This is a genomic window from Mesoplasma sp. JKS002658 (assembly GCF_023566355.1).
Classification (GTDB): Bacteria; Bacillota_I; Bacilli_A; order Mycoplasmatales; family Mycoplasmataceae; genus Edwardiiplasma; species Edwardiiplasma whartonense.
In genome coordinates, this window is sequence record NZ_JAKNSW010000002.1 from 59,303 (window position 1) to 82,187 (window position 22,885).

General features: G+C 29.5%; 17 protein-coding genes. 11 read left to right on the forward strand and 6 right to left on the reverse strand.

All coding sequences use genetic code 4. The features are described 5' to 3' along the window. Positions 1-33: 33 nt before the first annotated feature. Positions 34-297, forward strand: a complete 264-nt coding sequence (locus LD125_RS02315) for an HNH endonuclease (RefSeq protein ID WP_250136318.1) — start codon at positions 34-36, stop codon at positions 295-297. A gap of 222 nt (positions 298-519) precedes the next feature. Further along, positions 520-792 (forward strand): HNH endonuclease, encoded by a 273-nt coding sequence (locus LD125_RS02320; RefSeq protein WP_250136319.1) that lies wholly within the window; start codon positions 520-522, stop codon positions 790-792. Between the two features lie 170 nt (positions 793-962). Here the strand turns inward: LD125_RS02320 and LD125_RS02325 are convergent, their stop codons facing one another. Both LD125_RS02325 and LD125_RS04060 read right to left on the reverse strand, forming a co-directional pair. Further along, positions 963-1,484: a methylated-DNA--[protein]-cysteine S-methyltransferase gene (locus tag LD125_RS02325; RefSeq protein ID WP_250137538.1), complete on the reverse strand. Its 522-nt coding sequence runs from the start codon at positions 1,482-1,484 to the stop codon at positions 963-965. Positions 1,485-1,554: 70 nt separating this feature from the next. After that, positions 1,555-1,674 (reverse strand): metallothionein, encoded by a 120-nt coding sequence (locus tag LD125_RS04060; RefSeq protein WP_250136321.1) that lies wholly within the window; start codon positions 1,672-1,674, stop codon positions 1,555-1,557. Between the two features lie 271 nt (positions 1,675-1,945). Between LD125_RS04060 and LD125_RS02335 the strand changes: the two genes are divergently transcribed. Then, positions 1,946-2,350, forward strand: coding sequence for a hypothetical protein (locus LD125_RS02335; RefSeq protein ID WP_250137537.1), 405 nt, complete (start codon positions 1,946-1,948; stop codon positions 2,348-2,350). A gap of 37 nt (positions 2,351-2,387) precedes the next feature. Here LD125_RS02335 and LD125_RS02340 read toward each other — a convergent pair whose 3' ends face one another. Next, complete coding sequence (locus LD125_RS02340) at positions 2,388-2,717, reverse strand: DUF2178 domain-containing protein (RefSeq protein WP_250137536.1); 330 nt, start codon at positions 2,715-2,717, stop codon at positions 2,388-2,390. Between the two features lie 714 nt (positions 2,718-3,431). On the opposite strand from LD125_RS02340, the gene LD125_RS02345 reads away from it, so the two are divergent. Then, positions 3,432-6,545, forward strand: a complete 3,114-nt coding sequence (locus LD125_RS02345; RefSeq protein WP_250137535.1) for a type I restriction endonuclease subunit R — start codon at positions 3,432-3,434, stop codon at positions 6,543-6,545. 15 nt (positions 6,546-6,560) lie between these two features. Then, positions 6,561-8,087: a type I restriction-modification system subunit M gene (locus tag LD125_RS02350; RefSeq protein WP_250137534.1), complete on the forward strand. Its 1,527-nt coding sequence runs from the start codon at positions 6,561-6,563 to the stop codon at positions 8,085-8,087. Between the two features lie 36 nt (positions 8,088-8,123). Here LD125_RS02350 and LD125_RS02355 read toward each other — a convergent pair whose 3' ends face one another. Genes LD125_RS02355 through LD125_RS02365 form a run of 3 tightly spaced genes read right to left on the reverse strand, consistent with a single transcriptional unit; the run spans position 8,124 to position 10,478 of the window. Next, the gene (locus tag LD125_RS02355) at positions 8,124-8,747 is read right to left on the reverse strand and encodes an SAV1803-related protein (RefSeq protein WP_250137533.1); all 624 of its coding nucleotides are present in this window, start codon (positions 8,745-8,747) and stop codon (positions 8,124-8,126) included. A gap of 12 nt (positions 8,748-8,759) precedes the next feature. Beyond that, positions 8,760-9,743 (reverse strand): restriction endonuclease subunit S, encoded by a 984-nt coding sequence (locus LD125_RS02360; protein ID WP_250138375.1) that lies wholly within the window; start codon positions 9,741-9,743, stop codon positions 8,760-8,762. 12 nt (positions 9,744-9,755) lie between these two features. Next, positions 9,756-10,478 (reverse strand): tyrosine-type recombinase/integrase, encoded by a 723-nt coding sequence (locus tag LD125_RS02365; protein ID WP_250137531.1) that lies wholly within the window; start codon positions 10,476-10,478, stop codon positions 9,756-9,758. Between the two features lie 71 nt (positions 10,479-10,549). On the opposite strand from LD125_RS02365, the gene LD125_RS02370 reads away from it, so the two are divergent. From LD125_RS02370 to LD125_RS03985, 6 genes are all read left to right on the forward strand, one after another. Further along, entirely contained in the window at positions 10,550-11,659 is a 1,110-nt protein-coding gene (locus LD125_RS02370) for a restriction endonuclease subunit S (RefSeq protein WP_250138374.1), read from the forward strand. 93 nt (positions 11,660-11,752) lie between these two features. Then, on the forward strand, positions 11,753-12,070 hold the full coding sequence (locus tag LD125_RS02375) for a hypothetical protein (RefSeq protein ID WP_250137529.1): 318 nt from the start codon (positions 11,753-11,755) through the stop codon (positions 12,068-12,070). Between the two features lie 48 nt (positions 12,071-12,118). Then, positions 12,119-15,421 carry an AAA domain-containing protein gene (locus LD125_RS03975; RefSeq protein WP_250137528.1) on the forward strand — a complete coding sequence of 1,101 codons (3,303 nt, stop codon included), beginning with the start codon at positions 12,119-12,121 and terminating at the stop codon, positions 15,419-15,421. 94 nt (positions 15,422-15,515) lie between these two features. Beyond that, on the forward strand, positions 15,516-18,197 hold the full coding sequence (alaS, locus tag LD125_RS02385) for an alanine--tRNA ligase (protein WP_250137527.1): 2,682 nt from the start codon (positions 15,516-15,518) through the stop codon (positions 18,195-18,197). Positions 18,198-18,519: 322 nt separating this feature from the next. Beyond that, positions 18,520-20,802, forward strand: a complete 2,283-nt coding sequence (locus tag LD125_RS03980; protein WP_250137526.1) for an SAV1803-related protein — start codon at positions 18,520-18,522, stop codon at positions 20,800-20,802. Positions 20,803-20,889: 87 nt separating this feature from the next. Beyond that, on the forward strand, positions 20,890-22,812 hold the full coding sequence (locus tag LD125_RS03985; RefSeq protein ID WP_250137525.1) for an AIPR family protein: 1,923 nt from the start codon (positions 20,890-20,892) through the stop codon (positions 22,810-22,812). Positions 22,813-22,885: the final 73 nt, after the last annotated feature.

Here is a 22,885-nt window from a genome sequence, read left to right on the forward strand (position 1 = left end):
ATCTATAATGAACTGTGAGAAAGGAGAGAGAAAATGGATATTTCTAACAAAGATAAACAAGTTTGAGACAAAGCTAAGAGTTGTTATTGTGCCATCCAAGATTGTGCTGATAATCATAAGTTATGCGGAATTTGTGATGAAACAATGATTTATGGAGCTCATGAATCAGTACAACCAAATAGCGAATATTCTTGAAATGTTGATCATATTATTCCTTCATCATATGGTGGTGGCGATGGTATTAACAACTTACAAGCAGTTCATGTAGATTGCAATCAAGCTAAAGCTGATCACTAATAATCATTAGGCAAATGACACTTATCAATCTCTTAAGCGAATGGGACCCCTCCCTGCTTAAGAGATTTTTTTATTTTGCTATCTTAGGGGGGTGGAAGGTAGTTGTCTGCCTTAGATTTTTTCTAGAATAAGAAGTTTTTTCCTTTTTTCTGTTTGTGCAAATTCTATTATATGTTTCAAAAAGAAACATATAATAGAATAATAGAAAGAAGGGTTAGTTCTTTGAAATTATCCTCGAAGAAGAAAAAGGTTTGAAAACGCGCTAAACACTGTCATTGTAATGTTCAAGATTGTGCTCAAAATCACCGCTTGTGTGCTTTATGTCGTCAAACCATTATTTATACTGCTTATGAAAGTAATCAACCCCATAGTGAATATGCTTGAAACATTGATCATATTAAACCAAAATCACGGGGTGGAACTAATAAATTAAGTAATTTACAAGCAACTCACGTACGGTGCAACCTTGCAGCTGCTGATAAGCTTGATGATTAATTAACAATAAAAAAACCACCATTAACGGTGGTTTTTAACTGCAACAGCACAAGGCTGACAGTAATTATTTAAGCGCTGCATGTGCATCACATTCTTTCTAACTTATACTTTAATTATACTCTTATAATGAGATAATTAAGAGAGTTATCAAGCGTTAATTTTCACACTTTTTAATGACTTTTTTCTAGTTGTTGTAACCTTTGTTTTAGTGCCAATCCAGCACTAAAACCACCTAACTCCCCACTTTTACGGTTAACCCGATGACAAGGAATCATGATTAATAAGGGGTTTTTACCAACAGTGGTCGCAACATAACGCACCGCTTTGGGGTTATTGATTCTTGTGGCTAATTCAGAATAAGCAATGATTTCTTGATACTTCACTTTGGCAAGTTCTTTTCAGATGATGATTTCTTGCTCAGAACCATAAAGTTTAAAGGGAAAGGTTAATTCCTTGATTTTTCCTTGAAAATATTGCTCAAGTTGTTCTAAGGCTTGGTCGTTAACCAGGGTTGGTTGCTTAACCAAATTAATTGCTTCAATTTCAAAAGAGAAGTGATGATGAATTCAGGTTTTGAGTTTTTCATCAAAGTTCTCATGAGCAGAAATATAAATAATCTGGTGATCTAACTCTAAAACTGTAAAGAGATAGTCTTCAATTCTCCGACTGTTAATAATTCATGTTGTCTTCATTTTTGTTCTTTTCCTTGGCGTATTCTCTTTAATTGTAATAAAAAAGTTAGTCATAAGACTAACTTTATTGTTAATTTACTTGACCATCAGCACGCGCACATGCTTGACAACAATAAGGTTTATCGTTGACCATCACAACTTCATCTGGGTGCATTGAAACACCACAATGAGTACAACTAGTTTCGTTCATGAATTCACCTTCTTTCTAAAGTTAGTTCATCTCATAATCTCCCAATTATTGTACCTGGGTATAAATGCTTTTTTATGCAATTTCTAAAAGTTTCTATCCAATGAATTTAGTTTTATAATACGCCTTAGAAGTGGGGATTATGAAAACAAGTGAGATCATCAGTTTATACGCCTTACTGTTCACAATTTCTTATGCTGTTTTTCTGAAATCATTAAGTTCTTTTAAAGTTAAAAGATATAATTACTTAAAATAGAAGAGAGAAATAAATAAAATGGAAAATTTAAATGATGAGAGAATAGAGAAAATCTCGAATTCTTCAATCACACCTCAACAAGATATTAATAAGACTTTGTATGCGGTTGCTTTTGGTTTTATGATTCTAACATTGATTGCAACCGGAATTGCAGGAATTTACTTTATCATTTTTGCAGTTACTTCAACTTCATTTACCTCAACTTTTGATAAAGCAATGGTGGTGATTTATGCGATTTTTGCAGTAATTAGTTTTATTAGTTATGCTTGAAATATTCCTTTTACAATGAAAATCAAAAAGAGTATGGAAGCACTTGAAAAACCAAGCATTGCCTTTGGAGTTTGTGTTCTAATCTTTGGAAATTTAGTTTCTGGGATTTTACTTTTGGTAGCATCCTCAACCCAACCCAAAGTAATTAGCTAGAATGCGATAAAAAAGCAGATTTTAATAATCTGCTTTTTTATACCTCTTCACTCTCTTCTTGATTATTTTCTTTATCTTTCATTGCTTGGAGTAATTCTTGATTTTGCTTCAATAAGTCCTTGATTATTTGACCGTCATTTTGTTTACGAACAGTTTCTTGATTGGTGATTATTTTTTCATATCGTTCATCTTTTACTGATTCACTAGATTTATGTAGACAGATTAACCCGATTATTAATCCAATCAAGGCAGAACCTAAAAAACATAAAACCAAACCAACCGAATTATTATTGCTACACATAACAGCTCCTCCGATTGTGAAACCTAAAGTTCAAATTACTGCAACTATTACAATTAAAATTATCATATTATTCATCCTTATCATTTATTGTTTACAACAACAATAGTAATAATAATAATAATAATCAGTGTCAATGTTTGACACAAAATTGAGCAAGTTTTGATAGGTATAATTCATTCAGATAATTTAAGAAGATTAGATTGTTGTTTTATGTTTTTTATTTCGGAATGAAGTATTATCTAAGTAAGAAAAGTGGGCGATATTATGAATTTTAAAAAAGATGACAAAGTTTTAAAGTTAGTGAAGTATATTGGCAAAAATTATGATGTACAAAGTCAGGTGAAGATGCAAAAAATCTTGTATTTTTTGAATATAGATTTTTACAGAAAATATAATCGGTTCTTGGAAATATAAATTTCATCATTACCAATAATTTCCATAAATGCTTGTAATTCTGGTGGTTCTTGATTTCACTGGTCATAATCAAGACGCGGATTTTAAAACAAAAAATAGAAGAAGCCTATCAAATTAAAATTGATAAAGATAAAAATCCTGACAATAGTGTGCTATACAGAAGTAGAAATTCTGAGTGCAGATTTTAATTAAGAAAATATATTAAAAAATACCAAGTGTTTAAAAAAATGCTTGGTATTTTTCGTTAGTATAAATCCAAATTTTATTTTTCCCTATCAGACAGAAAATAAGTTATGTAGTAAAATAAGAATATGATATTTAATCATTAAGATGATTTAAATCATTGCTTAATAGGGGAGACTTAATATGATTCAGGAAAGGAATTTAGAGGAAAATTTTGCCTCTAAATTAGAAGAGAGTGGTTGAATAAAATTAGATGACATTAGCCGAGATAATGGCAAGTTAACTAGTGTAGTTGATACCAAACTTTTAAAGAAGAAAATTATTCAAATAAATGATATTTCTGAAAAACTGGCAGACAAAGCACTTTTAGAGATTCGTAAACAAAATGCTTCTTCATACCAAGAATTGGCTTTTTTGGGGTGACAATTATTAACAAATGGAGTTAAGGTTATTGACGATGAAAGTAATAATCTTACCAAAACTATTCGCTTAATTTCTCCTTATTCTGCTCAGAACACTTATCATTATGTCCGTCAATTTAAAATTGAAAGTCTTAATAATAACGAAAAACGAATTCCTGACATTGTTTTATTTGTTAACGGATTACCTGTAGTAGTGATCGAACTAAAGAGCACTTTAGCAGAAGAAAAACTTGATGATGCTTTTAACCAAAACCAATCACTAAAAACTTTTGCTCCCGAATTGTGAAAGTTTAATATTTTAAACATTGTTGCTAGTGATACAACGCTGTGTTATGGATCAATTAGTTCTAGTTATAAACGCATGGCTAAAATTAAAGGTTATAAAACCAGAGAGAGTCAAGAAGGGATTGATTATCTTCTCCATCCGAATAATCTTTTTAGTTTTATTGAACTTTATTCTTACTATTCTCAAGAACAAAACGAACAAATTAAATATATTGCTGCTCCTCATCAAATTGAAGCAGTGAAAAAAACAATGCAACATTTGGATGCTAATGCTAGTGATCCTGTTAAAGGTGGAGTGATTTGGCACACTCAGGGTTCTGGTAAGTCAGTGACCATGGTTTTTTTAACTAGAGCAATTTTAAACACTTATAAAAAAGCAACCATCCTGTTAGTAACTGATCGAACTGAACTTGATGACCAACTTTATACCCGCTTTGCAAAAGCAGCTAATTACTTGAATAATACCCCGGTGCAAATTCAATCTCGTCAAGATTTAATTAATCAACTTGATCAGAAGAAAAACTTTGGGATTTATTTCACAACGATTCAAAAATTTGGTGATCAAGTCCAGGGTGGTTTATCACAACGTGATGATATTTTTGTGTTGGTTGATGAAGCTCACCGCACCCAAAACAACTTAAGTTTTGACTGACAAGTGAACAAAGAAACCAGAGAATTAATTGAAAAATTTGGTTATGCTACTTATATGCGCAATGCTTTTCCCAACGCTCATTTTGTCGCTTTTACAGGAACACCATTAATGGGGGTAGAAAAGCAAACAACTAAAATTTTTGGTGATTATAACCATAAGTATTTAATGACTGATTCGATTGAAGACGGAACAACAGTCAAAATCAATTACGAGTTAAGAAAAATCAATTATGAGTTTGATCAAGAATATTTACAAAAAATGGATGAGTTACAAAACGCTTATGTTGAAGAACTTAATAAAAATGATTTAGCTTCCCAAGTAAAGGTGGATGAACTTTTACGTTCAATTAAAATTAAAGAAGTTTTAGAAAATCCCGAAATTATTAAGGCAAAGTCTCGGGATTTACTTGAGCATTATAAAAAACGTTTTCAAGTTTTACACGGAAAAGCAATGATTGTCGCAGGAACGAGAAAAGCAGCCTTTGAATACTATCAACAGTTAAAAGCTTTAACTGCTCAGGATGATGAATTAAAGCAAATCACTCATCTTGACTGAAGTGACCAAGAAATCATTTTGGTGATGACTACGAGTAATAAAGATAACCAAGCAATGAATGAAGCAATTGTTAAAGGTGAAAAAGAACATGAGGTTGCTGAAGAGTTTAAAAAACCTGATTCTAAACATAAAATTGCGATTGTGGTCGATAAGTGGTTAACTGGTTTTGACGTACCAGATTTAGACACGATGTATCTTGATAAAATAATTAAGTGACATAATTTAATGCAAGCAATTGCTCGCGTTAACCGGACTTATGAAAATTCAAAGTATCAAGAAGTAAAAGAAAATGGTCTAATTGTAGATTATATTGGGATTTGAAGAAAACTTCGTGACGCCTTATTACAATATACAAAAAGAGAAAATGATCCCAATGATTTCTCCATTGAAGATGTGGAAAATGCTCATGATTCTCTAGTTCAACAACTAAAAATCATTGAAGAAAATTACATCCCTGATTTATTCGCTTCTTATCAATCAGATTTAAAAAATAATGCTCAAGTAGCTTATCGTTTTATTATGAATGCTTGAGAACAAATTAGTAATTTAGCAATTGAAGATCGTAATCGTTTCTTGATGATGGCAAATTCAGTAAAGAAGTTTACTAAAGTTGCTTATTCGGTTTTAAGTGATGATGAAATCTGGGCTTCAAGGGTGGTTGGTGAAGTTTATGCTTTACAGAATTCTAGCACTAGATTTGATGATGCGCGGTTATATGCCACAATTGAACAAATGAAAACTTTAACCAAACAAGCAATCTTAGTTAATGACAAACAAATTATTGTTGAAGAAGCACAAATTAATCGGGATTTGAGTGAGGTTGCAATCTTAATGCAACAAGAAGCAAATGAATTAGCACCAACCAACCCTAAAATAGCAGTAAAGATTATTACCATGGCGATTAAAACCATTATTGATAAGGTTTCCACGATGCGACCAATTTTTGCTGAGAAGGCTTCTGAGCGTTTACAAACAATTGTTTTGGAATTTGATAAAACTATTGATGCGGCAAACTTATTAGAAGAACTAAACCGTTTGTTTAAAGATCTGCGTCTTGATTATGACCAGTGAAGTCAAGAACCACCAGAATTACAAGCATTTATGGAAATTATTGGTGATGATGAATATTTTCAAGAAGCGAAGAATTCACCAATTGTTGAAGAAATTTCCACAAAATTAGTTAACTTAATTAAGCAACAAGGGATTGTTCAATACGACACTAATCCGCGGGTGCGAACTTTAATTTTAAGAGAAATTAAGAAACTCTTATTGACAGATTATAACTATCCTCCAGAAAGATTAGGGGGAACTTCAAAGATTTTAATTGATTCAATTGATAAACAAATTAAGTTGAATCCGCACTACTTTGAAGAAAGTATTTAGAAAGAGGCAAACAATATGGCACAAAATATTGAAGACATTGAAACCAAACTTTGAACTGCTGCTGATGAATTAAGAGGTAACCAGTCAGCTGAAGAATATATGCATATTATCTTAGGGGTAATTTCTTTGAAATATATTTCCGACCGGTTTAAAGTTGCCAAAGAAAAACTAAAAGAAACTGGCGAAACTTTAGCTGATTATCCCCCAAGAGATTTTTATTTAACTTTTGAAGCTTTTGTGGTTGTTGAAGAGGCGAGTTGGGATTATATTATGCAGTTTGCCAACACCAACGAAATCGGGATGAAATTAGATCACGCTTTCTTGTTATTAGAAGAAAAGAACCTTGATTTAGCAGGTTTATTTAACAAAAACTACAACAGTGAAGGGTTAGACCAAATAAAGCTTGGAAACGTAGTTAAAGTCTTTTCTGATGAAGATTTCACTCAAAAAGGAAGCGAAGATTTGGTAGGAAGAATTTATGAATTCTTTTTAGGAAAGTTTTTCAAAGACCGGGGACAAAAGGGTGGTGAGTTCTATACTCCCGAATCAATTGTAAAGTTAATGGTTAATCTTTTAAAACCGACAGGAACGATTTATGATCCTGCTTGTGGTACGGGAGGAATTTTAGTTCAAGCTAAACATTATATTGAAAAACATGGTAGAAAGATTACTGATATCTTTGTTTATGGTCAAGAATATAATTCGGTTACTTGAAAGTTAGCAAAGTTGAACTTGGTATTGAATAGTTTCCCTTTAGAAGATGTTAAGCATCATCCAGTATTGGGAACCCGAGCAGCTGATTCGTTTGCTGCGGACCAACATAAAGGTTTGAAATTTGATTTTGCGATGGCCAATCCCCCATTTAATATGAAAAAATGAGGGCAAGACAAGTTGTTAGATGATCCTAGGTGAGAATGAGGTCTTCCTCCAGCAAACAATGCGAACTACGCGTGGTTATCAATGATTGTTTCTAAGTTAAATCAACACGGAAAAGCCGCAGTTGTGCTTGCAAACGGTTCTTTATCTTCTTCACAAAATAATGAGTTAGAGATTCGAAAGAATTTTGTTAAGAATAATAAGGTTGATGCAATCATTGAGTTACCAGATAAGTTGTTTTATACCACGGGAATTCCTGCTTCAATTTGATTCTTTAACAACGATAAGAAAACTGACAAGATTTTAATGATTTCTCCCAATGCTGTTAAAGGAAGAATGCGTAGTAAGAAACTTCGTGAACTAACAAATGAAGATATCAAAGGAATTGTTGAACTCTTTGATCGTCATGAAAATGGCGAAGATATCAACAAAGAGGGAATTGCTAAGTCAGTTACTCAAAATGATTTAGCAGCAAATGATTATTCTTTTGTCCCGGGAAGATATGTTGGTAGTGTTGAAGAAAAAGTTGATAAAGAGGCAATCAAGTCCGAAATTAAAACTTTGGCTAGTGAATTAAATCAGTTATTAGAAGAATTTGATGAATTGGTACCTGACATAAAAAAAGCAATTGACCAAGCAATCGCTTATAACGATGATGAAGAGTAAGCGGTAGTTTCAAACTCCTTAAGTAAAGAAGTTTTTTTATTCTTTTACTCCTAATTGAACCATTTCACTTCATAGTTTTTGATTATTTTTTGGAGTTCAGATTCCAGCTTGATAATTAAAAATTGAGAAAGTTAACAAAGGATAAGGAAAATTCATTTCTACTAACTTTGAAATACATTTGAAGTAATCGTTCTTCAAAGGAAGAATAACTTCACAAACCTTTTGTTTTCATGGTTGTTTATACTGAACTCCACTATAAATATCATTTAATTCAGGAACAATGAAATTATAAATTCCTCCAACCCCAACAACAGGATTCACTAAACTACCATCAGGCATTATTTGTGGTTTTGGTTGGGGATATTCCACAATTTTAATATGCAAAACCAGGTGTTCTAACAAATTACAATAAACCAATCGTTCGGATTTTTGTCATTCAAATGGCGAAAGTTGGGCAAATTCTTTAGTTGATAGCATAATTCCTTTATCTTCATCAATATGATGAATGTACAATCCTTCATTACCGCGACCAATCTTTTGAGTTTTACTGGTATAACTTTCATTAGTAAAGTAATTTTTAGGCACTAATCCATACTTTTTGTGAAGGTGTTTTCAACATTGTTCATAATCTCAACTTAACATTTGTTCGATTTCAGTCATTTTTTTATCCTTTTATCTAATTAATAAATTAACACAAAGTTGATAAAGTTTGGTTTTCTTAGCTTCAATTTCTTCAATTAGCAAGAGTAGTTTAAATAAAGTGTTGGTAATGTTTTTTCACTCAGAATTAAGTTTGAAGTAAAGCATTTCTTTTTTTGCTTTAGAAGCATGCTTAATTGTTGAACCAGTTGCATTCATTTCAATGATCTTTTTATTAGTGTTATTAAGAACGTTCAATAATATTTCCACCTTTGTTAAATAATCGGATTTCAAATTGTATAAATAACCATTAAAGCCTTCAATAAACCAATCAACTAAACCAACAGTAGCATCTAAAGAAAGTAAAATATCCCCTTTAAAGGTGTTCGGTTGATCTTTGACAAATTTACTAGAAATTCTGGTATTCAAAGTTCTTATATCAAGAAAAGGTGTTCCTGAGCTTTCAAATTCCTTTGGTCCGTTTTTACCTTTTTCAAAAGTAAGATGATTAATTAGTAGTTCATTGGTCTTTTCAATCTTATGGTTAGCAATCATTTTTAGTAATGAAATGATTGCTTTTTTAGTGGTTTTTATCTTAGTTGAGATTGTTTCAAGAGGTTCAATAATGTCGATTATTTTTTGTTGCTCTTCTAGTGGAGGAAGGTTTATAAAATATTGATTCCAAAAATTACTGGTTAGACGAGGTACAGCAGATCCTATACTAAAAATGGAAAAATCAATTGATGACATTAAATAATAGATGTATTTGGTTGTTGTATCATCTTTTGTTTTAAACGAAAATGCCGTGTTTTTTGTTGAATGTTTTTTGTTTGTAAAATATATGGACATAGTCCCAACCCTAGGCAAGATGATAGAATTACTTTCAAAGGTTGGAATTTTTGTATAACCAACTATTCCCCCTGTTGCAAATATAGGGAAATCTGAATCATTCCCATTAGCGACAAAACTTTTAGAATACTTTAATTCTCCAATTTCTCCAAGTTTATAAATTGCCATTAAAAAACAAGGCTACATTGCCTTGTTATAGATTTTTCAGTTGTCTTCTAAGGATAGGTTTAAATATCGAAAGGTTGTTTCAATTTTTTCGTGGCCTAACTGCAACATTACCATCTTAGGATTAGCACCATTTAACAATAAATGTGTTGCACTTGATCTTCGAATTGAGTGGGGTGTAAACTGATCACCCAAAACCTCTTTAACTCACAATCTTAAAGTTTTTGTCGTGTAATCAAATGGTCTTAATTGCTTGGTTGTTTCTCAATTGTGAAAGACTTCTCTAATTTTGTTTCCTTTCCCCAAAATCCTAATGGTTTTCTTGTTTATTTCGATTATTTGATAAAGTTCTGAAGCTCTTATTCCTGTCTCAAATAAGAAGCGAATCAATAGTTTCTTTTCTGTCAATGAAACATTTTCCTCCTCTTTAACTTCGGTTTTTTTCATTAAATATTTCTTGGTAAATACCTCCATATATACCTTAGGTATTTTTGGTAATTTGATATTTTTAAAGGTATCAATTCGTTTATCTTTGCTTCACTTCATGTATGAACATAAGACATTGTAATGAGTTCAAACTGTATTTGGTGAATGATAATGTAACCTTAATTCCTTCTTTAAGCTTGCAATATTTCCATAGTATTGCTTATATTTTTTTAAAATATTTGTATAAGTAATAATTGTATTTTTCGAATAATTATTTCGTTTTAAATAATTTATAAATTCTTTTTCTTTCATTTTCCCCCTCTTAAATACTAATTAAAATGGCAATACGATAGAATAATAATTAGAAATTGGGAGGTTTAATAATGGCAATTATTGGTATACAAACAGGTAACTCGAATACAGAGGATGCCCAAGAAAAAGGTATCTATCCTTTATTTGATAGATCGCAAGTAATTAAAAGAAGTAACAAGTATCTTTTCGATGGTGAGTACGTAATCGTGGCTGGAGAAGGAAACTTTAAACCAAAGTATTACAATGGAAAATTTGATTTGCATCAAAGAGCATATTGTATAAAATCGACAGATACTACGAAATTAAGTAATAAATATTTGTATTATTTAATTTTGAAAAATTATCAAATTTTCAATAATTATTCCGTTGGTTCAACTGTGCCATCGTTAAGACTTTCTAGTTTTAATTGGATTAACAAAATATCTTTTCCGGCTTTTGAAGAGCAACAAAAAATAATCGACATTATCGCACCAAAAGAAGAGTTATTTTTAAAATTTTCAAACACGATTAGAGTTGATAATTTTGAACATACGAAAAATGATCTTAAAAATTTAATCGACATTATTGAACCTATTGAGAAATTGATAGATTCGATAAATTTTGCCAAAAAAAAGACTATTTCTTTGATTTCGAAAATGGGTGAGTTATCACTTTTGGCTTCAAAGAATATTGAATCAATTAAATTTGATAAACAAAAAGAAAAGTATATTGAATCAGGAAATTATGTTTCAACTGGAAATATTGGTGATTTCAATAATCTTATTGAAAAGTTTGAACAATTATCATCAAATCCGACTAGAGCTAGACTTAAATTTAAAAAGGATACCCTTTACATTTCTAAATTAGATGGCGAAAAGAAAATTCTATATCTAAATAAAGATCGAGATTTAGTTCTTTCTAATGGTATGTGAGGAATTGAAGGAAATGAGGATAGTAAATATTCTTTATATGCTTTTCTACTATCAAATACTTTCTATGAAGAAAAGACACTCAAATCAACAGGAACTACGATGAGAGGATTGAATGACAATACTCTAAAACAAATTATTAATTATTATTCGATTACAAAGAAACACAATTGATTAGTAAAAAAATATTTTGTCTACTTGTCTTTCTTAACAGAATTATTAGAAGTATTTTATAAAATCAAAAATAAGTTCATTAAGTTTTTTGTTGTTTAGAGAATTAAAATTTTTTGAGTAAATATTTAACTGTTATTTGATTAATTAAATATCTTAAATTAAGATTAAATAAAGAAATGATGAGGTTTTATGATGAAAAAACAACAATATTATGATTTGATAGATGTTTTAAATAAAATGAATTTAAATCTAGAAAAAATTAATCAGAAATTAGAAGATGATGTGGAACTAAAATCTAAATTAATTGAAAGTGTTGATAGTTTTACCTACTCCTTAAAAAATATTGAACAATTTGTTGAAATATTAGGAAAAACAAATGAACATATGTCTAATTTACATAAAATTAGTGATGGAATTAGTAAAGTTTACCTTCAAGATGAGCAAAAGAATGAATTGTTAAAAGAAACATTAAATGAAATTAAATGAGCAAATAAACGATTACAAGAATAGTTAAAACTATTTGGAGAATTTATTTTAGATTAGGGAGGTTATTTTGTTGTGCCAAATTTTGAACAAACAAAAAAAGACAAGAATTACACGAAACTTTTGAACAATTTATTAGATATTAGGAGGGCCGATTCCTCCATTTTAACCAAAACATCGACTAATAAAAATTTTGATTTGTTTACTATGTTTCAAAACGATGTTAAATGTCTTGATCTTATATTTGATGAAAAAGAATTTACTCTACAATTAACAACAAAATGAATGGAAGAGTTTATAGATGAACTTAAGGAAGTTTATCAAAATTTTGAAAATCATTCTGAATATAGTTTTTTGGTGAAACAAAGAATAGACAGATTGTGTCAGAAATACGATTGAAAATTATCAAAAAAACAACAAAACGGTTTAGAACTTTCAGATAAAAGTGAAATAGTCAGAGAAACTTTATTAGAAATTGTTGATTCTTTAGAAATTGAACGACAAAAATTTATTAAAACATGAACTAAATATGCGAAAGAAGTTAATGATGAAATTGATCAAAAAGGCACATCCCCTTTGTACGTCGCTACTTGTTTCTTAAAAGGAACTAATCAGAATCAATCTATGGGATTTAATGCACCGTTGTTATTGAGAGAATTAAATATTAACGTTTTAAAAGATTCAGTAAAGATAACAAGTAGTTCTGATTGAATAATTAATGAAAAGTTAGTTTTTCATTTTGAAAGAATTGGTTATACATTACCTAAAAAACTTGATTTTGAAGATGAAAAGTCTTTTTCAGAAATTTTAAATGATGTTTTATCAAGAATTCAATTAGATGCACCAGCGAAAAATGGTTATTTCATTTCAAAATTTAAAAACTTTAAGAAAGAAGAGATTTCTAATAAAAAAATCGAAATAATGCCAGGAATCGTCATGGGTTGATTTAATCCTGTTGGGGGTTATTTAAGAGAATTAATGCAAAAAATTATTGATGATAATGAAATTGACCAGATTATTGATACTAATCCAATTAAAAGTATTTATCAAAACAAAATTATGACTGAGATCGAGAATAATTATGAAAAATTAGTTAAAATTCAAGAATTGAATTATGCCCAAGACAAAGCATTGGTTTCAGCATTAAATCAAGATACTATCATCTGAGGTCCTCCAGGCACTGGTAAATCACAGGTTATTGCTAATATTATCGCCAATATTTTGTACACAAATAAACGAGCCATTGTCATGTCACAAAAAATGGCTGCTTTAAGTGTTATTAAAAAAAGATTGGGTAAATTAGCTAAGTTTATTCTTTTTTCTTTCGATTCAAAACAAATGAAAAAAGAAGATTTCTACGAACAGTTAAATGATTTTTTAAAAACTGTAGAAAAATTCGACGATTCTGATATTAATTATCGAAAAGCTAAACCTTTAATCTCTAAAGAAAAAATCAATATTCTTAATTTTGTAGAACGTCTTAAAGCAAAAGGCGAATATGATAGCATTGTTAAGATTTATAAGTTGAATGGTAATAAGTATGACCAGATGAAACAAATTTCTTTTTTAAATAAGAATTACTATTATCCGGAAAATGCCACAAATGATCAAAATTACTTTTTAGAGAGTTTGGCAAATCTAAATAACATAAAGAAAAATGGTTATATTTTTTGATGAAAATATAAAGATTCTTTTATAGAAGAAGTTAATAAAGCTTTTCAAACAATGAATGATCATGAGATTCATGATTTAGAAAAGTATATTGCTCCTTTTAGAAAAACTTCGTTTGATAACGTCCGATTAGTTGGCGAAATTCCAAAAGTGTTAGGAAATGATGAAACAGATTTAGATTTTCAAAGTGATGAGGATTATCTGGAGAATTATTTAGCTACCAAGATTGCCAAAAAAATTGAGAATTGAAGTTTTTTTGATAGAGATAATCTTGTTAAATACAATAAGTTTGCTAGTGCAATTAGAGCTAAGCGAAGATTGCCTAATAAATTCATTAATGATCATCTTGAAATTCTCAATGAATTGTTTCCGATTATTGTTACAACTCCTGAACAAATTTTTGTTGGTTATGAAAAGAATTATTTTGATTATGCAGTGGTTGATGAAGCTTCGCAAATTTTTTTAGAAGTTGGTTTACCGATTTTATACCTAGCAAAAACAAAAATTTTAGCTGGTGATCCAGAGCAAATGCGCCCAACTTCTTGATTTTCAACAAGAGATGTTGCTGATGAATATGATGAAGAGGACGTTGAAGAGAATGCGCTTTCTTTATTGGATTATGCAATTGATAAAGGAGTTAACCAAGTTTTATTGAATCAAAATTATCGTTCTAGTTCTGCTGCTTTGATGTCCTTCTCTTCAAAAGAATACTACAACTCTGAGTTAGAAGTGATTGACAAGCAAACACTTCTTGATGAATTTTCTTTTACCAATAAACCAATTAAAATTGTTCAAGTGAATGGCGAATGAAACAAAGGAACTAACGAACAAGAAGCAAGAGAAGTTGTTAAGATTCTAAAACAAACTCATGAAAACTATGAAAACATTATTGTCTTAGCCTTTAATATTAAACAAAAACAATTAATTGAAGAAATGATTTCATTTTCTGAATCAAAAATTTGAAATAAGGTGTTAGAACGAAAAATAAGTATTCGCAATATTGAAAATATCCAAGGAGACGAAGCGGATTTAGTAATCATGTCAGTAGTTTATGCTCCTGAAACAAGAGTTATGGGGACCTATGTTGTTCGAAATGGCGGAAGAAATGCCTTGAATGTGGCGGTTTCGCGCGCCAAAGAACAAATGATAATTGTCAAATCAGTTAATGCTAATAATTTGGCTAATGGGTCAGGAGAAAACTATGAAACCTTTAGAAGATGACTTTATTTTTTAGATCTTGATAATCCAAAACAAAAAACTTATTCAATTACTGAAGTGAAACGAATAGAAAGTTATAGTGAATCTGATTTCGAAGAAACAGTTTATCAAAGATTATTAACCGATCTAAAACTTATCCAAGAAGAATTAAAATTGTTTCAACAATATCCGATTGGTTCAAAAAGAATTGATATTGCTGTTTTAGATGAAAATGACAATTATATTTTAGGAATCGAAGTAGATGGTTATAAATACCATTCGACAATTGATAAGTATTTAAAAGACCTTTCTCGAGAAAATTTTATTAAATCTAAAGGATATGATATTACTAGAATCAAAGATATAAATTGGTATTTAGATTCAGATGCTGAGGTTAGAAGAATTGAATTTTTAATAAATGATAAATTAAAGCAAAGTAATCTTAATCGAAATGATGAGAAACAATTAATTGAAAATAATGATTCAAATAAATATTGATGAGACCAATAAGTAAAGTACAACTAAAAAATAAGAATTTCGATAATTTGAAGTTGCATTCCTTAGATATAATAAGGTTATGTTTGATATCAGAAAGAACATTAATATGAAACAATTAACATCAAATCAAATCCGACAAATGTGGTTAGACTTTTTTGTGACTAAAGGTCATCATTTTGTTGAACCAGTATCTTTAATTCCAGTTAATGATCTTAGTTTATTGTGAATTAATTCAGGAGTAGCAACGTTAAAACCTTATTTTGATGGAAGAAAGACCCCACCATCAAAAAGGTTAACTAATTCTCAGAAAGCAATTCGGACTAATGACATTGAAAACGTAGGAGTAACTGCTCGTCACCAAACCATGTTTGAAATGCTTGGTAATTTTTCGATTGGTGATTATTTTAAAAAAGAAGCGATTCAATTTGCTTGAGAATTGTTAACTAGTAAAGAATGATTTGATATTCCTGTAGAGAAACTTTATATCACTGTTTTTGATGAAGATACAGAAGCTTATGAACTTTGAACTAAAGAAATTGGTATTCCAACTGATCATATTTTTAAGATGGGTCGAGAGACTAACTTTTGAGATGTTGGTCAAGGACCTTGTGGACCGAATACTGAAATCTTTTTTGATCGGGGTGAAGTCTGAGATCCAAAACATCTTGCTACGAAGTTATTAAGTGATGATTTAGAAAATGATCGTTATATTGAAATTTGAAATATTGTTTTCTCTCAATTCAATAACGATGGTACTAACCACTATACTGAATTACCAAGAAAGAATATTGATACTGGTGCTGGCTTAGAACGATTAACTTCAATTTTTCAAGACACCCCCACTAACTTTGAAACTGATTTGTTTTTACCAACCATTAAAAAAGTAGAACAACTAAGTGATGGATTTAGTTATTCTCTGGATAATTACTTTCATCCTCAAGATGCTCAAACTCGGACTAACACTGCTTTCAAAGTGATTGCTGATCATGTTCGGGCAGTGAGTTTTGCGATTGCTGATGGGGTATTTCCAAGCAATAAAGACCGAGGATATGTTTTACGACGTTTAATTCGTCGTAGTAGTGTTTATGGGGGTTATTTGGGTATTCATGAACCATTTCTTTACCAATTAGTTGATGAAGTGGTCAAGGCAATGCAAGTCTTCTATCCTTACTTAAGAGAAAAGAAAGCATCAATTGAAAAAACCATTTATGAAGAAGAAGTGAAGTTCTTAAAAACTTTATCTAAAGGATTTGAAATGTTAGAAAGCTTAATTACTACTAAGCATGAAGTTAGTGGTCAAGATGCTTTATTATTGTTTGAATCATTTGGCTTTCCAATTGAATTAACCATTGAAATTGCAGCAAACAAGCAAGTAAAAGTTGATGTTAAAGCGTTTAATGAGTTATTAGCAGAAGTTAAGGAAAACTCGCGTTCAGCACGTAAAAACCTTCAAGCTTGGAATAATCAAAACGAGTTATTTACTAAACTAACTGTTGAATCAGAGTTTATTGGTTATGAGACTTTAGAAAATAAACAAGCAAAGGTAGTTTATCTGTTTGTTGATAATCAAGAAGTTCAAAGTACGAAGGATGAAGAAGTTTATCTGATTTTAGATAAAACCCCTTTTTATGCTGAAAAAGGAGGACAAGCTGCTGATGCTGGTTATCTCTATTTAAAGAATGGCAGCAAAGTGTTTGTTGATGATGTTCAACAAGGACCATTGGGACAAAACATTCACCATGTTCAACTAAATAATCACGAACTAAAGGTTGGCGATGTTGTTGAAGCCCGGGTTGATGAAGAAAAACGTCTCTTAACCATGAAGAATCACTCAGGAACCCATTTAGTTCATGCTGCTTTAAGACAAGTCTTGGGAAATACAGTAATGCAATCTGGTTCTTATAATGATGAACACGGATTAAGAATGGACTTTACTTATAATGAAAAAATTACTTCTAATCAATTAGCCAAAACCGAAACAATTGTTAATCAAGTGATTGATTTAAATATTCCTAGAGAAGTGTATTACACTTCTCTAGAAGAAGCTATCAAGAAGTATCATGCTTTAGCTTTCTTTACCGAGAAATATGATGAGATTGTTCGGATTGTTAAGTTTGGTGATTTTTCTTGTGAACTTTGTGGAGGAACTCATGTGGAAAGTACCAGAGAAATTGAAAACTTTATGATTACCAAGTTGGAGTCAAAAGGATCAGGAGTTTATCGAATTCACTGTTTGACTAGTAATGCAACGATTAGTGAATATGTTCAAACTTTGTTTAATAACTATCAAGAAGAAGTTGATAAGTTAATGTCTACTTATCATGAATTTAAAGAACAAGTAACTAGTGCTAGTTTAGAAACTAAATATGAAGCAGTTAAGCATGTGGTGGTTGATAAACAAAACATCAACCAATTAAAAGAATTGGTTGATGACTTTAAACAAAGTTATAAAGAGTGAGATAAACAAAAACAAGACGTTTTAACTCAATTAAAGATTAAACCTTATTTAGAAGTTAAACCTCAAGTAAATGCTCAAGGAGTGGCAGAAATTCGTTTAGAAACTAAAAATTTAAGTATGAGTGATTTAAAAACTTTAGCTGATGTCTTTAGAAATAAATATGATGATTTGATTGTTATTCTATTTAGTCAAAGTAATAATGATAACTTTGTGGTGGTCGCGGTTAGTGAAAGCCTACAAGATCAATATAAAGCAATTGAGATCTTTAAGAATTTAGCAGTTCATCCAAAAGGTGGAGGTAATGCTAATTTAGCTCAAGGGAAGTATTAAAAAAATATCGTTTTACATTATTTTGAGAAACTTATTCCTTTTTTGATTATAATAACAGTGAACAAGTTTTGCTTGTTATATAAAGTTACAACGTGCCTCTTATATTCAGAACTGAACCTTTTGATATGTTAGGCTATGTGCTCGCAGAGAGCTTAGAAATATCACCACCTACTTATAAAAGTAGGTGGTGATATTTCTTTTTATTGATGCTTTTTGATGAGATTCCATAAGATGGCCTTATTTTTGGTGTTACTTTTCTGGACGTCATTAGATTTTATTTAATCTTTTTATTTATTTCAAAATGATATATTATTTAAATAAAATGGAAAAAAAATTAAACACATTGAATCAGAATATTAAAAATTCTGATACTTACAAGAATTTATCAAAAAGTTATGAGTTATTGGTTCCTAAACTGAAAAAAGACAATGGATTTGTAAAATACGATTATTTTACTACCAAAAACTGTGTTTCAAAAAACTTAAAAAATTCAAAAAGTGGTTTTGAAATTCATCACGTTAAAGAAACTGAGAGTAGTAATTTGTCTATTTCTTTTTATGCCCAAAGAGCAAAATGAGAGTATCAAATTAAAGAAAATTTAGTATATGTAAATAAGATTCAGCACATAATTTTGCATTTAAAAATACTAATTGAAAATGGAATTGGAAGAGGTTTTGAAATAACGTTAATTAATTTCCAAGCTTTAGTAAAGAACTGTTTAACTAAAGAAAATGGAATTTACGGCATTGAAAAAGAAAATTTTAAACAATGTAAGAAAGAGATTCCTTATTTCGTCTTGTGTTTTTTGTATTTATATATGAGTTTTTACAAATTAAAAACCGATGATGAAAATTTAAAAAATTTGAAAGCGTATCTTTCGGTTATAAATGGACATGTTTTAAAAATTTATCATCAAATGAGAAAGAAGAAAGAATATGAGTATTTACCTAAAGATTATAAGAATTTTATCAATAAACTTGATTTTGATAATTTAGATCAAAAGGTATTTAGGGATTATTTGAAAGGATGATCTCCCAAAAAACCGACGAATCTTATCGAAGAAAAAGAGGAAAAAATTAGTTTTAAGAAACCGGAAAAGATTTTTCACGATATCAACGGAAATCATATTAAATATAATCAAAAAGAAAGTTTGATACCTAAAGACTACCAAAAAGATGCTATTGATAAACTTTATAATCAAGATCGGGGTTTAATTACCTTTCAAATGGGACTTGGAAAAACACTTACTGCTGTTTTATTAATAGAAAAATGGCAATGTAAAGATTTACTAATTATTTGTCCAGATAAAGTCAAATCTAATTGAGAAAATTATTTTTTTTATCATACATCTACTCAGGATGAGAATTATAGAAGATACTCCTATAATAAAAATCATATTTCAATAATTACTCCTGAAGAAATATTAAGTAAGTTTAACTATCAGTATGACATCGATCAAAATAATGAGTTGTTTAAATACGAAAATATTATTATTGATGAAATTCAAAAATTTTCTGCCACTTACTCAGCAAAAGCAAATGCTTTGTACAAATTAAGTATTAATGCAGATAAAGTTTTATTGTTATCTGGCAATTCGATGTTATATGGAATGAATAGATTTCTCACCATTTATCGAATTCTAACCAATTGCGAAACTCCTATATTTGATTTGGCTAGATATCTAAAAAAAGATCATGGTTTCAATTCGATTATTCTTCCATCGGAATTAAATTTATATAAAAATCAGCATTGACCGTGCACGAATGAAAATTGTAAGGGAGGGAGACTTTCGTTAATAAATTCTCTGACTGGTCCTTTTAAATATTGCAACAAATGTAGTTTGATTTATTCATATGATATCGAAACAGAAGAATTTGTTTTAACTAATAAAAAGTTTCGCAAAGATATGTCGAGCAAAGCCAATATTAAAAACGAAATTCAGAAAATCAAATCGATGGAAGAACTTGAAGATAAAATTGCAGAGATTTCTAATACAAAAATGTTAGGTATCGAAGAGAGAAAACGTATTGTGAAAATAAAGACCGATTTAGCATATCATGAATTTTGTAAAACTAAGAAAGAAAAGGATGGTAAACTTGTGAAAACTCCGTTGAATATGCCTTATAAAAGAATTGTGTGACCAGAAAATATTGACAATAAAATCAAAAAATTAAATCAATTAATAAAACATAATCAAGAATCAATTTTGGTTTTTTATAATTTTAGTGAAGAATTGTCTACTCTTGAATCATTTTTTAACAATAAAGGTTATTTAATTTATAAAATTAATGGTGAAGAAAGTGGTCTTGATGAGTTCAAAAATAACAATTCAAAAAATCAAAAAATTGTTTTACTGTGTCAAACTGATGCTGCTGGTGTTGGTGTTGAGGGGTTACAAGATAGCATTCATATTTGTTATTTTTTCTCAATTCCTAAAAATTATTCTCTTTTTGAACAAGCAAAAGCTCGTATTTATCGAATTGGTCAAAAGAAAGATGTTAGTATATTTTCTTTATTTACTAAATTTGAAAAAAACTTATATAATAAAAAGCGTAATTTAACAGAATATCAAGACGAAACATCCGAGGAAAACGACTTGTATTAATCTAATAAAGAGAATTGAATTATAAAACATATAGAAGGTTCGGATGTTTTTTCTGAAAAAGTAAGCAACAATAGAAAGAGTGATAAAATGAGTTTTAGACAATTTAAAAATCCTTATCAAGAAGAACTTGCCAATATTGAGGAACAAAATAGAAATTTGACTAAGAATGAAAAATTAGCTGAATTTATTAAACAGAATTATGTAATGGAAAAGTGACCATCAATTGATGAAGCTGATATTTTTACTAATGATAAAGCTGTTAACTGTGCTTTTGTTGATGAAGAAAAGAACCAATTGAATATTTTTTCAACTTGTTATGTTGAAGAAGACTTTGCTAATTCATTTTCTATTAATATTTACTTAAACAACCTTCGGGATTCACTATTAGATTTTAGAAGACAATATTTTACTAAAGATCCAGAGTTTTCTGCAATGCTAAACGAATTTGTAGTTAATAATAATCATGAAGACAAAGTAAATGTTTACTTGATTTTATTAGCAAAAATAGAAAATAATACTGATTACAAAAACTTGTTAAATAGAAAAGAACAAGAAATTATTGATGTAATTAATTACAATAAGAGAACGAAGATTAATGTAAATTTAAAAGTTTGAAGTATTGAACAATTAGAAAATGAACTAGATCTACTCCATAAAAAAGCAGGAAGTAATAAGAATAATTCTTTAGAAGTTTTACAAGCGAATCAAACTGCTGATGGAAGTGTTTTAGAAGTTAAAAATGGTAAAAATAAAGTTTTATTAACAGTTTTAAAAGCTGATGGTTTGCGAGATATTTATCAAAAAGCATCCGATGAACAAAGAGCTTCTTTTTTTGATTTAAATGTTAGGGAATATATTAATGCTAATAAAAATGTTGATAATCAAATTATTGATACATTAAAAAATAATAAAGATAAGTTTTTTATTTTTAATAACGGAATTACAATTGTTGGTAAAAATATTTCTCGGAATGGTTATACGATTAATCTTGACGAAATGAATATTGTTAATGGAGCGCAAACTTTTTCAATTATTGGTAGTAAAACCGAGAATATTGATTTAACTGGTGTAGGAGTTTTTGCAAAAATAATTGAACTTAATGATTATGAAAATGATGATTTAACCATGAAGATTTCAATTGCTTCCAATAGTCAAAAACCAATTAGTCCTAAAGATTTACTTTCACAGTATAAGGAAGTTGAAGATTTTGAAAAAAGTTTCAACGCTTTAGCACTTAGATATGATTCGCGATATTACTTTCAACGAAAACGGAGTGCAGAATTAAATCGATCAATTAGACACGACAGAACAAAAATACCGCTTTCGATTGACAAATTTATCAAAACTTCATTGTGAGCCTTGTTTTCAAAACCAGGAACTTCACGAAGCGGTAGTGGGAAATTTATTTCTGAGGATCAAAGAGATGAATTTGCAACCATTAAAAGAACTTTTATTTATTCAAAACCAAGTAATCAAGATCTTGAGGTTTTGCTCTTCTTAGAGGATGTCCTTTTCTTACAAGAAAAAATTAAACAATATAAGAGTAATATTTATGCTAGCAAAATCTTTTCTAGTGAGGTTATTGATTTCTACAAAAATGGAAATTTATATATTGCATCATTAATGGTGGATTTGTTAAAAACTTTTCGTTTTCAAGAATATTTACGGTTTATTGATCTTAATCCTGAAAACAATAGTTTGAGAAGTGAAAATGCCATCTTTAGTGATGAGAATAAAAAGGAACTCATAATTCAACGACTTTTTGAAAGGGTTGAAAACGATTCGTTAAAGAATTATACGAAAGTTTATCAAGAAAAAATCAATTCGTTTTTGAAAAAGCACTTAGATGGCATTACCAAAAATGTAAAGACTTTTCGGGATAAAAAAGCCACCTTTACTAATACAACTAAAAAAGATAAGACCTATTTCAAACTTTTAGAGTATTATGCTAATCCAGAAAATGAACTTGAAATGAAAGAGGATTTAAAGCAAACATTTAGCTTGAATTAAACGATTAGTAGAATAATTAAAACCTTTTTTCTCAAAATTATTAACGATATAATTTAAACAGTGACTTATAATG